Below are 11911 nucleotides of genomic sequence, written 5' to 3'. Positions count from 1 at the left end.
AAAAATATAGGCTACTCTAACTCCAAGTCATAGCAGTATCTTATGACTGCACTTGAATAATAAGATCAGCACCACTATAAATAGCCAATAAGTCTCTTAGGAGCTAACATTTTAATAAAAGCGAGGCACATACATCATGAGTGATGATCCCAAAAAAGCAGTGAAGATGACAGACTTAACACCCAATGAAGGTGTCATAAAAGGCAAAAAAACGGATATTCAAAACCCTGAGCTTTGGGAGTTTCCAATGAACTACCCATTAAGCATCATTGGTCATGAAGGCGAGCATGAGAGCCTGCTGAACGAAGTCAAACTTATCTTAGGTAGTCAGTTCCCTGATTTCGATTTGGCGTCTATCGAAGTCAAGCCATCAAGAACGGGGCGTTTTCACTCAGCCCGCGTCAATCTATACCTAACTGCTGCTGAGCAAGTTAATGCACTTTATGCCGCACTGGATAATGCCAAAACGGTCCGCATGGTTTTATAGATTGCTTAGAAAACGATAGCTCCTTTTTCGTCCGAATCGTCACTCATCAGTAGTAATATATGGGTGGCGATTTTTTATGGTTTGATGTACAATCTTCGCCCTTATTATTCAGCTTTTTACAGCTATAAATCGCTATTTCTTAGCTACGATATAAAAATAAAAGTGCAACCTATTTTTTACAAAATATTTTATTTTTTAACCAATCTTGGCTAGCCCTTATCCTACCTTTAGTTGCTGATAAAACAGCAGCATCTTCTCCAGATACAACATATAATTTCGATAAAATCAATATAGTATTTTCAAAAAATTCCCGCTATATTGTGTATACCAATTAATAAACACGCTACATCTAGTGCTCAGTGATTTTAGTCATCACTACGGGTATCGGCAGTTTTTTGCCTTAAAAAAGAGTAGCTAACGCCATTATTCAACGCAGTTTTAGCAGTAGTTTGATAAAAAACGTTGAGCGGGCTTTACCGTTTGACGAATAATATAAGCAACCAAAAATAGAGGCCAGCATGACACATATCGACAAAATCAAAGTGACCAAACGTGACGGACGATTAGAACTTATTGATTTGGATAAAATTCATAAGGTAATCGAGTGGGCAGCTCACGATTTGGACAATGTGTCGGTCTCACAAGTTGAGCTAAAGTCGCACATCCAGTTTTATGAAGGCATCAAGACTCGTGACATTCACGAAACCATCATTAAGTCTGCTGCTGACCTGATTTCTGAAACCACGCCTGATTATCAATATCTAGCCGCGCGCTTAGCCATCTTCCATTTGCGTAAGATTGCTTATAACAAATTCACGCCTCCGCATCTGTATGATCATGTCAAAACTCTGACGGATGCTGGCAAGTATGACGAGCATATCCTAGCTGACTATAGCCGTGCTGAGTTTGATGAGTTAGAAGAATATCTCGATCATTGGCGTGATATGAACCTTGCGTATGCCGCTGTCGAGCAAATGGCTGGTAAGTACCTCGTCCAAGACCGTGTCAACAAGACCGTGTTTGAAAGCCCGCAGTTCTTATATATGCTGGTCGGTATGTGCTTGTTTAGCCAGTATGACAAGTCGGATCGACTTGATTTCGTAAAACGCTTTTACGATGCAACCTCACAATTCAAAATCTCACTGCCAACGCCTATCATGGCAGGCGTGCGTACCCCATCGCGTCAGTTCAGCTCGTGCGTACTCATCGAATGTGGTGACAGCCTAGACTCTATCAACGCGACCACCAGCGCCATCGTACGCTATGTGTCACAGCGCGCTGGTATCGGCATCAACGCGGGTCGTATCCGTGCCCTTGGTAGCCCTATCCGTGGCGGCGAAGCACAGCATACTGGTTGTATCCCATTCTATAAACTATTCCAAACTGCGGTTAAATGCTGCTCACAAGGTGGCGTACGTGGTGGTGCTGCGACCCTATTCTACCCGCTATGGCATTTAGAAGTTGAGTCGTTACTGGTACTCAAAAACAACCGCGGTGTCGAAGACAACCGTGTGCGTCACATGGACTACGGCGTGCAGTTAAATAAAACCATGTACACGCGCCTAATCAAAGGGCAAGACATCTCGCTGTTCTCACCAGGTGACACACCAGGCTTGTATGATGCGTTCTTTGAAGATCAAGACAAATTCGAAGCGCTATATACTAAGTACGAAAACGATCCTAACGTCCGTAGCCGCCAGATCCCAGCTGCTGACTTGTTCAGCCTGATGATGCAAGAGCGCGCCAGCACGGGTCGTATCTATATCCAAAACGTCGACCATTGCAACACCCATAGCCCATTTGACGCGGCCGTTGCCCCGATTCGCCAGTCAAACCTATGCATGGAAATCGCCCTACCGACTAAGCCACTGGATAACATCAATGACGAAGCAGGCGAAATCGCCCTTTGTACGTTATCAGCGGTCAACTTGGGTAAAGTCGAAAACGTCAGCGACATCGAAGAGCCAGCTGAGCTAATCGTCCGTGCGCTTGATGCCCTGCTCGATTATCAAGACTATCCAGTAAAAGCGGCTCAAAACGGCAGCATGCGTCGTCGTACGCTCGGTGTGGGCGTGATTAACTATGCTTACTACTTAGCTAAGAATGGCGCACGCTACTCTGATGACAGCGCGCTTGGTCTGACCCATCAAACGTTTGAAGCATTGCAATTCTATCTCTTAAAAGCCTCAAACAAATTGGCAAAAGAGCAAGGCGCGTGCCCTGCGTTCAATGAGACGACTTACTCACAAGGTATCTTGCCGATTGATACGTACAAAGCCGACTTGGATAAAATCTGCCAAGAGCCGCTACATCTAGATTGGGAAACGCTACGTGGCGAGATCACCGAGCACGGTCTACGCAACTCTACCCTAACCGCCTTGATGCCGTCTGAGACCTCAAGTCAGATCGCCAACGCGACCAACGGTATCGAGCCACCACGTGGTCTGGTCTCTATCAAAGCCTCAAAAGATGGCATCTTAAAGCAAGTCGTGCCTGAGATTGATAAGCTAAAAGATCAGTACGAGCTACTATGGCAAATGCCAAACAATGACGGTTACCTAAAGCTGGTCGCTATCATGCAGAAATTCGTCGATCAAAGTATCTCTGCTAATACTAACTACGACCCTGTTCGTTATGCTGGTGGCCGTGTACCGATGAAGATATTGCTAAAAGACTTGCTAAACGCTTATAAGATGGGTGTGAAGACGTTGTACTACCATAACACTCGTGATGGTGCGAATGATGCCCAAGCGGATATGGAAGATGATTGTGCTGGCGGTGCATGTAAGATTTAGGGTTTTTTAGGTATCACGTTCTCTGTTGAAATACAGAGAACGTGATAATTACGTTTATGTCGACAAAGGAGGTGAAACCACGGTAACAAAAGTAAATTTTTCTCGAATTAATCAAACAAAGAGGTCAATAGCTCATGGCTAAGAATACGGGACGTAATACTCGCAGAGGTTCAGTGATAGGTCGAACTCAAATTAAGCATCCTAGTAACTCTGAACACTCAATTAAGAGAGATGCTAATACAGGTCAATTTATGAGTGGTATGAAAGGTGTGTATAAGGGGGTAGCACAAGAAATAGACGATAGAAGAAAATAAAAATGGCATTGATGATAAATCACCAATGCCATCGGAGATACTGAATACGCCAATATTCAATATCAGGGAGTTAAGACTATCGACTTCCACAAGTGGTAAGAAAATAGAGTAGTACTCCACATACAGGCTGCTATTCTAATTTAAAACTTACCCCTTGTCCAAATAAACCGTGAATTGATAGTCGCAAATGTTTCAGCTCAGGAGAAGTGAGCATGGAGAAATATCGTGATATCGATGGTAACTCTGGTATAGGCGCATATGAGGTCGGTAACGATTTTATAATTGTGCGTTTTAAGAAAGGTGGTATGTATCTGTATAACTATTCAATAACTGGTTCTAATCATGTTAACAAAATGATAGAGCTAGCTAGAATAGGAAATGGACTTAACGGATACATAAACTTAAACATTGAACACGCTAGTGCTAGAAAAATAGCATAGGTTATTAGTCTAACCTCAATGGTTTAGTGTTAGGGTGCTTCGACACCTTAGCACTATTAAGTATAAGTTGCTAAGAGGGATAAGAATTTGAATATTTCAGTTAGTAAAAAGCATTTTTTGAGAATTAATACTTGGGATGATATTTATAAAATGAGTGGATATACTGACTCATTAGATCCTAAGAAGGAAAAATTAAAGCAAGTTATTAATAAATATGAACTTCCAAATAAGGGTAGATGCGGTTTATCAAATTGTCGCACACCTCATAATATTGGATGTATTGTTGAAACTGAATCTGGTAGGTTGACTAATTTAGGAAATGACTGTGGCAAGAAGTATTTTGGAGAAAACTTTACGTCCTTGAGCAACAAACTTAGCAAAGAGATTGATTACTCAAACAAAATTGAGAATATAAAGTTAGCTAAATTGAGTATTGCTGAAAATTATATAAAGTTAAATGAAATAGAAACTGACTGGAAGAAGATTGAGAGCATTTATAGAGCTATAAAGTCTGAAGGTCTTGATAGACTATACGACAAGTTAGAACAAATGAAACATAGTAAGAGCTCCATTATTGCAATACAGCGTAGAGCTACAAAACCTGAGATTGAGCTTGAAGAGGTTAGAACAGGAAAAGACGTTCAAAATCCTTTCTACATTTCTGATAACTTAGGTGATTTGAAAGGTCTAAACTATCTTACTAATAGAATCAAAATTAAAGCCATGATTCTAAACAACAAAACAACTCTTGATCGTTTAAATGATTTTGATGAGGACAAGACAACTCTCAAAGAACTTAGCAAAGTGATCAAAGAGAATGAAAAATTAAACGATAGTGTTCGTGAAGCTCATAGTATTATTGCGGATGGCTTTAAGTTATTTAGTGCAGATAATATGAGACAATTTGCGCCTTTGATAAGTAGTAAAAGGCATAGAAAGCTAAAAAGGTTTTTAAATTGTTGTTTTGAAAGCTAATCAAGCGTAGGTTGGGTGGAGCTTGCGACACCCAACGATTTTAATTGAATAATACGTTGGGTCTCGTGCCTCGACACCAACCTACTTTAAAGCATAGAAAGTTGTTAAGAAAAAAGAAAGACGCCCTAGCAAGGATTTTTAGCCGCGACTATAGCGATATCCTGCTGACGACGATGGCTCTCAGAAAATCGTAGGTTTTCTCTTGCGTCAGGGCAAAGCAGATACAAGCGGTAGGCGGGATTGGCTACCCCAAATATTTAAATTGAACACAGTAACAAATAAGACCGGATTTTCATGCTAAAATTAGCCCTATATTTAGAGCTTAATTTTAACGGAGAATACGTTATGCAACCAATATTTGCGACACAAACAGCCAGTATCTCAGAGCTAAAAAACAATCCTTCTGCATTGATTAAACAGTCGGATGGTGAATCAGTTGCTATTTTAAACCACAACAAACCCGTGGCTTACTTAGTGTCATCAGACGTGTTTGAGCGCATGATGGAAGCGATGGACGATATGGCACTCAGCCAAACCGTGAGCGCACGGTCAAATGATGGGCAAACACCTATAAAGGTCGATTTAGATGACTTATAGTCTTGAGTTTCACCCATTAGCGTTAAAAGAGTGGAAAAAGATAGCGCCAAGTATTCAGCAACAGTTTAAGAAAAAATTACAGCAGCGACTATCAAACCCTCATGTGCCTGCGTCAAAACTCTCTGGACACACGAATACTTATAAAATCAAATTACGCACCATAGGTTATCGTCTGGTATATACCGTCAAAGATGACGTGGTAGTAGTTTATGTATTAGCAGTTGGCAAAAGAGAAAACAACAAAGTATATGACAGTCTGGCGACGCGCCAACCATAGAGCGAATATCGTTTATTTTATGGGTTACGTTGAATGCACCCTATGTCTTAAGCAAACCAACACTAAAATTTATAAAAGAATATATTATGCCTAGAATGAAACCTTCTTTAGAACAATATTCACTGATGCTTTGCGCCCTATTCTGGACAACCATCACTGTGTTATATGTATTTGGTATATCAGGAGGGCTGGTAGGCATCATTTCTATCGGTATATCGATATTGATCTCTCACCTATTTTATAAGCAGCAAAAACGATTGATGACAGCGCATGAACAGCTTGTATTTGCTCGAAAAAGCATATTTAACATTATTACTTTTTCTTGGATACCGTTAGTCCTCATTTACTTCTTTTATCTGGATGAAGACAAACAAGAGTTATTCATATCCCTATTTCACCCAAAAGTGTTACCCACCGCTTTTGTCAGTATAGGCATCGTTTCACTGATTGCCTTTTTAGGAATTTGGGTAACGACTAAAGGTTATGCTTATTTGTTAAAACGAGACATAGAGAAAAAAGCGTAGCAAATCAATATCAAAAACACTAAGGATGGTTTATGAAAAACCTTAAAATCTCATTACTACTATCAGCGCTAGTGTTAGCGACTAGCAGTTATGCTGAAACGACAAATAATGAAGAAGTAGCAGTTAATACACGTGACCAATGTGGCTACTACTATAGAGAAACATTGAGCCATCCTGTCATTAAACGTGACGCTGCCGTGACCGTAAATAAGGAAGCTGCCCAATACATCCAGCTCAAGCGTCAGTTCGCTGAAGAATACCTTATGAATGCTGATATTGGTAGCTTCAGCCCGACGGGTGCTAACTACGATTTTGAAGACAGTGACCAAATACTAGGCGCTCTATCAATGGGTGACATTTTATCGCAAAGCGAGGCTGTAAAAGAATTGATAAGCCTATTTGGCTATTACTACTTAGGCGAATACGTGCCAAAAGATGACTATCAAGCCATCACTTACTTAGAAAAGCTGGTTGAATATTATAAAACTACCCGTCCAGAGTATGTGGACGAGCTGATACTAGGTGTGGCTATGTCCTTAGATGGCGGCATCAGCAAGGCCAATCCGCTTTGGACAAATGACGATCCGACTCAGGTTTTTAATTTACTCATAAAAGCAGGGTCAATCGAAACAGAAGCGATGATGATCGATGAGGACTTTGACAGCTCAGATGCTGATTGTGTCAAAAACATGCTACCTAAACTTGAAGCCTTGGCTGATCAAGGCAGTCGTTTGGCCATTCATAGGCTAGAAAAGTATTATAAAAAGTTGAGCGCTAAAGGCACTGAAGCAGATAATGAGAAGATGATGTATTGGCAACAAAAAGCTGAAGAAAATCCGCTGATAGGCATCAAATGGAGTATTTAATTTAGGGCGTATCATTGAAATACACAAACAATAAAACGACGGAGGTCATGTGCAATATACCGCAATCATCAAAGACGGTGGCTTGTTTATCCCGAATGTATTTTCAGAGCTAGACGATGGTGGCTCGCATATCGTACAAGTCGAGGTTGATATTGCAGCGGTGCGTCAGCAGTTAGATATCAGTGAAGCACCAACAGCAGCCGTCGCCAAAAAAGGCACAACAAAAACAGCCAAAAAACCCGCGTCGAGAGCCAAAAAAAGTATAAAAAATTTAGCAGAAGACGCTGATGCAGACACCCTACGCAAGAGTGCGCTAGATGAATTAGAAGCACTCGATGATAGTGAGCTGAGTGAGATATTCAAAGCGTATATGAATGATGGACAGACACCAGAACAAATATCGCTAGAGAACTTATAACTAGAGTGTATAACACTCTACTATCCATCCCTATAACCTAATATTTTTACATACAGATTTATCACCGTATCCATTATAAAGGCAGTCTTATGACCTACTCAATTTTTTCTCAAACGCCAAACAATGCCCTAAAAGAACCGATGTTTTTTGGTCAGCCAGTCAACGTGGCACGCTATGATCAACAAAAGCACCCTATCTTTGAACAGTTAATCGAAAAACAGCTGTCGTTTTTTTGGCGTCCAGAAGAAGTTGATGTATCAAAAGACCGTATCGATTTTAGTAATCTGTCCTCACATGAACAGCACATATTTTTGAGCAACCTCAAATACCAAACCCTACTCGACTCTATTCAAGGTCGTAGTCCAAACGTGGTGCTATTGCCGCTGGTGTCTATCCCTGAACTAGAAACATGGATTGAGACATGGTCGTTTTCTGAGACCATTCACTCTCGCAGCTATACCCATATCATTCGTAACATCGTCAACGATCCCAACATTGTCTTTGATGACATCATGCAAAATGAGCACATTTTAGAGCGTGCCTCTGATATTGCCCAATACTATGATGAGCTATATCGCAACTCGCAGCTCTATAGCTTGTACGGTGCTGGCACGCACAACATCAATGGCGAGCAAATCACCGTCGATCTAAAATCACTGAAAAAGCAGATGTATCTGTGTATCGTTGCCGTCAACGTCCTAGAAGCCATCCGCTTTTACGTATCATTTGCCTGCTCATTCGCCTTTGCTGAACGTAAATTGATGGAAGGTAACGCCAAGATTATCAAGCTCATCGCTCGTGACGAAGCCCTGCATCTAACTGGTACGCAGCACATGCTTAATCTCATGCGTAATGGTCGTGACGATCCTGAGATGGTCGAGATTGCCGCAGAGTGTTATGAAGAAAGTATTGAAATATTCCGTAAGGCTGCTGAGCAAGAAAAAGAATGGGCAGGTTATCTATTCCAAGATGGCTCAATGATTGGTCTAAACAAAGACATTCTGTGCCAATATATCGAATATATTACCAATTTGCGCATGGAAGCCGTTGGCTTGCCAGCCGCGTTCCCGAACTCCAAATCAAACCCAATTCCATGGATCAATACTTGGCTATCATCTGACAACGTACAGGTCGCGCCGCAAGAGACAGAAATCAGCTCATACTTAGTCGGTCAGATTGACTCCGACTTGTCAGACAGCGATTTTGATGACTTTGAGCTATAAGCGCTAGACGCTTTATTTTAACGTTTTAACAGTACTGTAGCGCGTGAATGCTAACCTACGCTTTGAGTAGGTTCGTATTAACGCCAATAGGATAAATTATGACGTGGGTAATGACCAGTAAGCAAAAGTTCTATTTGCATGATAATGAAAGTCTGCTCGATGGGCTATTGCGTACTGGGCATGATGTCAATTATCAATGCCGCGAAGGCTATTGTGGCAGTTGCCGCGTTAAATGCATTGCCAGCTCACACAGCATTGATTATCCGTTTGAGCCACTCGCCATGATTGACGAAGACGAAATCCTGCCCTGCTGTTGCCGCGTGCAAGGGGTGATTCATATTAACCATGAGCCAATCGTAAAGTAGGGCGTGTTTGATATTCACAACCTTATCTATCTACAACCAAAAAAGCGCGCTATCTCAAACGATAGCGCGCTTTTTTGAGTATTACTCTATACCTTGTCTATTCTAAAAACATGCTGCTATTGAGGAGCACCGTTGTTTTCAAACAACTTCAGCAGCTCTTCACGCATACGGTCACGCTCTGCTTCTGACATCATTGGTGCGTTTGGCTGTTCCTGTTGTAAATAAGGTTGTCCCAGACTCTCACCTTCTGCCACCACAGGTAGCTCAAGCGTCTCTTGTTCTGGACGTTGCTCTAGCTTAATCGTGACCTGTTTGTTACTACCATCACGCAGTACCTGAACATTAAGTGCCGTATCAGGCGACTTTCGAGCCACATATTGAATGAGCGTATTGGCATCAGTCATCTCAATTCCATCAATGGTCAAAATCACATCACCAACTTTAAGACCACTTTTGGCCGCTGGACCTTGAGCGATGACATTCAGGACTTCTACACCTGTTGATGTCTCTAACTGAGTCGGATCACGAAGCTGCGACTGCACCTCAATACCCAACCAACCTCGACTCACCTTGCCATCTTTAATTAAGGCATTCATGACCTGCTCTACGATAGAGGTAGGAATGGCAAAACCGATACCTAGAGAGCCACCAGACTGTGAGAAAATTACGGTATTGATACCGACTAGCTCACCATGAGCATCAACCAATGCTCCGCCCGAATTACCGGGGTTGATAGCAGCATCAGTCTGAATAAAGTCTTCAAACTTATTCACCCCTAGTCCAGTACGACCAGTCGCTGAGATAATACCTTGGGTCACCGTCTGCCCCACACCGAATGGATTACCAATAGCAAGTGCCAAATCACCGACACGAATGGGGTCTTCGCGGAATCCTAACGGTGTCAGCCCATCTAGATCAACTTTAATAACCGCCAAATCACTGTCTGGATCGGTTCCAACGATTCTAGCGCGACTTTTACGACCATCGGTGAAAGCAACGGTAATCTCATCTGCTTTTTCGATGACATGGGCATTAGTCACGATATAGCCATCTTCTGATACAATCACACCTGAGCCCAAATTGGTATTGCCTTGCTCTTGTGAAGGACCACTATGGAACTCAAAAAAACGGCGCAACACTGGATCATTCATATAAGGATGCTCGGCTACCGTTTGCGTGGTATAGATATTGACCACCGACTGTGATGCACGGGCCACTGCATCATGATAAGAAGAAATCGGAGCTGGCGTATCCGAAACGGGTTCTGATGCTTGTTGTTCAGTTGGTGTACTTCTCGGTGGCTCCCACGTCGCCTCTGACGTTGTTTTCATACTCGTGAACAACCAGATAAATGCTGCTAAAACCAGCAACAATAAAACCCAAGGTAACCACCTTAATAGAGATGCTTTATTTTTGGTGCTTCGGGATGACGACATATAAAACCTCTATAAATTTTATGCAAACAGACGATAATAGATAAAGAGAGACCATTGCCCTGAGAGCCTAGTCAATCAAGCCAGCTCATACACACAAATTATAACCGCCAACAATACCAAATAGTAACGTATCGTGTACCATTTCAGTTAGTCAGTTTGTCTACTCTTTTACACCACCATGTTAAAATGGTCATTATACAAAACTATTGATGAGTTGCAATTGTTCAAACAACTGCAACAATGATAAGGGCTCACTATGACAGCTATCGACACTTCAACACCAACATCCAATACGTCCATTACAGCAGAAGCACTGACACAGTTTTGCAATGATTACTTATCAGCCCATGCATTCAAAGATTATGCGCCTAATGGCTTGCAAGTAGATGGTGGACAGTCTATTAAGCGTATCGTCACTGGTGTGACTGCCTGTGAAGCCTTGATTGATGCGGCCATTGCAGAGAATGCCGATGCTATTATGGTACATCATGGGTATTTTTGGAAAGGTGAACCTGCTACGATCACTGGTATGAAAGGTCGACGCATTCGAAAATTGATGCAACATGGCATTTCTATGATTGGTTATCACCTACCGCTTGACGCACACCCTATCATCGGCAACAATGCCAAGTTGTCTGAAGCGTTGCAGCTGACTGTCACTGGTGCGCTTTATCCCAATGAGTCACATCCAGTTGGCAATATTACTACTTGCACGCCCCAAAGCACTGGCGATCTCATTGCAAAAATCACTCAAGCATTGGGTCGCTCGCCGTTACATATCGCAGCTGATTATCATGCAGACTCTTCTACTAAGACCAGTAATAGGTTAATAGAACGGATAGGTATCTGTACTGGTGGCGCCCAAGACATGATTGAACAAGCGGCATTGATGGGCTGCGATGCCTTTATCTCTGGTGAGATATCAGAGCGCACCACACATATCGCACGTGAGCTTGGGATTGATTATTTTGCCTGTGGTCATCACGCGACAGAACGTGGTGGTATTCAAGCATTGGGACATATCATATCTCAAGAATTTGATGTGCCTGTGACCTTTATTGATATTGATAACCCTGCATAACATCGCAGTCATGACAGCTTGCTTGACATTAAGCTTTTTAAGTTAAGACCAAAAACAATAATGATTATTATTCTTACAATCAACGACTTATCGGTATTTTTATGCTAATAAAT

Annotated in this window: 13 protein-coding genes; 12 read left to right on the top strand and 1 reads right to left on the bottom strand. The window is 42.0% G+C overall.

Going from position 1 to position 11911, the window contains the following annotated elements; all coding sequences use genetic code 11:
* Nucleotides 1-166: 166 nt before the first annotated feature.
* The 11 genes from ACT3RN_RS02050 (at nucleotide 167) to yfaE (ending at nucleotide 9281) form a co-directional block, all read left to right on the top strand.
* On the top strand, nucleotides 167-487 hold the full coding sequence (locus ACT3RN_RS02050; RefSeq protein WP_192520269.1) for a YbeD family protein: 321 nt from the start codon (nucleotides 167-169) through the stop codon (nucleotides 485-487).
* 518 nt (nucleotides 488-1005) lie between these two features.
* Nucleotides 1006-3282: a class 1a ribonucleoside-diphosphate reductase subunit alpha gene (gene nrdA, locus ACT3RN_RS02045; RefSeq protein ID WP_192520268.1), complete on the top strand. Its 2277-nt coding sequence runs from the start codon at nucleotides 1006-1008 to the stop codon at nucleotides 3280-3282.
* 526 nt (nucleotides 3283-3808) lie between these two features.
* A complete protein-coding gene (locus ACT3RN_RS02040; RefSeq protein WP_192520267.1) occupies nucleotides 3809-4036 on the top strand; it encodes a hypothetical protein in 228 nt (75 codons plus the stop codon).
* 87 nt (nucleotides 4037-4123) lie between these two features.
* Nucleotides 4124-5011, top strand: coding sequence for a hypothetical protein (locus ACT3RN_RS02035; protein WP_192520266.1), 888 nt, complete (start codon nucleotides 4124-4126; stop codon nucleotides 5009-5011).
* A gap of 345 nt (nucleotides 5012-5356) precedes the next feature.
* The gene (locus tag ACT3RN_RS02030; RefSeq protein WP_192520265.1) at nucleotides 5357-5608 is read left to right on the top strand and encodes a type II toxin-antitoxin system Phd/YefM family antitoxin; all 252 of its coding nucleotides are present in this window, start codon (nucleotides 5357-5359) and stop codon (nucleotides 5606-5608) included.
* The gene (locus tag ACT3RN_RS02025; RefSeq protein ID WP_192520264.1) at nucleotides 5598-5885 is read left to right on the top strand and encodes a type II toxin-antitoxin system RelE family toxin; all 288 of its coding nucleotides are present in this window, start codon (nucleotides 5598-5600) and stop codon (nucleotides 5883-5885) included. Before ACT3RN_RS02030 ends, ACT3RN_RS02025 begins: the two co-directional genes overlap by 11 nt.
* Before the next feature lie 86 nt (nucleotides 5886-5971).
* Entirely contained in the window at nucleotides 5972-6409 is a 438-nt protein-coding gene (locus ACT3RN_RS02020; RefSeq protein ID WP_192520263.1) for an ABZJ_00895 family protein, read from the top strand.
* A gap of 32 nt (nucleotides 6410-6441) precedes the next feature.
* Nucleotides 6442-7275, top strand: coding sequence for a hypothetical protein (locus ACT3RN_RS02015; protein ID WP_442062779.1), 834 nt, complete (start codon nucleotides 6442-6444; stop codon nucleotides 7273-7275).
* A 49-nt stretch (nucleotides 7276-7324) separates the two neighbouring features.
* On the top strand, nucleotides 7325-7693 hold the full coding sequence (locus ACT3RN_RS02010; RefSeq protein WP_192520261.1) for a hypothetical protein: 369 nt from the start codon (nucleotides 7325-7327) through the stop codon (nucleotides 7691-7693).
* An 89-nt stretch (nucleotides 7694-7782) separates the two neighbouring features.
* Nucleotides 7783-8916 carry a class Ia ribonucleoside-diphosphate reductase subunit beta gene (nrdB, locus tag ACT3RN_RS02005; protein ID WP_192520260.1) on the top strand — a complete coding sequence of 378 codons (1134 nt, stop codon included), beginning with the start codon at nucleotides 7783-7785 and terminating at the stop codon, nucleotides 8914-8916.
* Nucleotides 8917-9014: 98 nt separating this feature from the next.
* A complete protein-coding gene (gene yfaE / locus ACT3RN_RS02000) occupies nucleotides 9015-9281 on the top strand; it encodes a class I ribonucleotide reductase maintenance protein YfaE (RefSeq protein ID WP_192518713.1) in 267 nt (88 codons plus the stop codon).
* Between the two features lie 116 nt (nucleotides 9282-9397).
* Here the strand turns inward: yfaE and ACT3RN_RS01995 are convergent, their stop codons facing one another.
* Complete coding sequence (locus ACT3RN_RS01995; protein WP_192518714.1) at nucleotides 9398-10717, bottom strand: S1C family serine protease; 1320 nt, start codon at nucleotides 10715-10717, stop codon at nucleotides 9398-9400.
* Nucleotides 10718-10973: 256 nt separating this feature from the next.
* Between ACT3RN_RS01995 and ACT3RN_RS01990 the strand changes: the two genes are divergently transcribed.
* The gene (locus ACT3RN_RS01990) at nucleotides 10974-11798 is read left to right on the top strand and encodes a Nif3-like dinuclear metal center hexameric protein (RefSeq protein ID WP_192518715.1); all 825 of its coding nucleotides are present in this window, start codon (nucleotides 10974-10976) and stop codon (nucleotides 11796-11798) included.
* The last annotated feature ends 113 nt before the right edge of the window (nucleotides 11799-11911 follow it).

The organism is Psychrobacter sp. AOP5-GZ1-6 (assembly GCF_052376345.1).
GTDB lineage: Bacteria > Pseudomonadota > Gammaproteobacteria > Pseudomonadales > Moraxellaceae > Psychrobacter.
The sequence above is the reverse complement of the archived record's forward strand: the minus strand, read 5'-3'. Positions and strand labels throughout refer to the sequence as shown.

Coding starts and splice junctions, on each gene's coding strand:
- ACT3RN_RS02050 (WP_192520269.1), top strand. CDS start 167: ATGACAGACTTAACACCCAATGAAGGTGTCATAAAAGGCAAAAAAACG.
- nrdA (WP_192520268.1), top strand. CDS start 1,006: ATGACACATATCGACAAAATCAAAGTGACCAAACGTGACGGACGATTA.
- ACT3RN_RS02040 (WP_192520267.1), top strand. CDS start 3,809: ATGGAGAAATATCGTGATATCGATGGTAACTCTGGTATAGGCGCATAT.
- ACT3RN_RS02030 (WP_192520265.1), top strand. CDS start 5,357: ATGCAACCAATATTTGCGACACAAACAGCCAGTATCTCAGAGCTAAAA.
- ACT3RN_RS02025 (WP_192520264.1), top strand. CDS start 5,598: ATGACTTATAGTCTTGAGTTTCACCCATTAGCGTTAAAAGAGTGGAAA.
- ACT3RN_RS02020 (WP_192520263.1), top strand. CDS start 5,972: ATGCCTAGAATGAAACCTTCTTTAGAACAATATTCACTGATGCTTTGC.
- ACT3RN_RS02015 (WP_442062779.1), top strand. CDS start 6,442: ATGAAAAACCTTAAAATCTCATTACTACTATCAGCGCTAGTGTTAGCG.
- nrdB (WP_192520260.1), top strand. CDS start 7,783: ATGACCTACTCAATTTTTTCTCAAACGCCAAACAATGCCCTAAAAGAA.
- yfaE (WP_192518713.1), top strand. CDS start 9,015: ATGACGTGGGTAATGACCAGTAAGCAAAAGTTCTATTTGCATGATAAT.
- ACT3RN_RS01995 (WP_192518714.1), bottom strand. CDS start 10,717: ATGTCGTCATCCCGAAGCACCAAAAATAAAGCATCTCTATTAAGGTGG.
- ACT3RN_RS01990 (WP_192518715.1), top strand. CDS start 10,974: ATGACAGCTATCGACACTTCAACACCAACATCCAATACGTCCATTACA.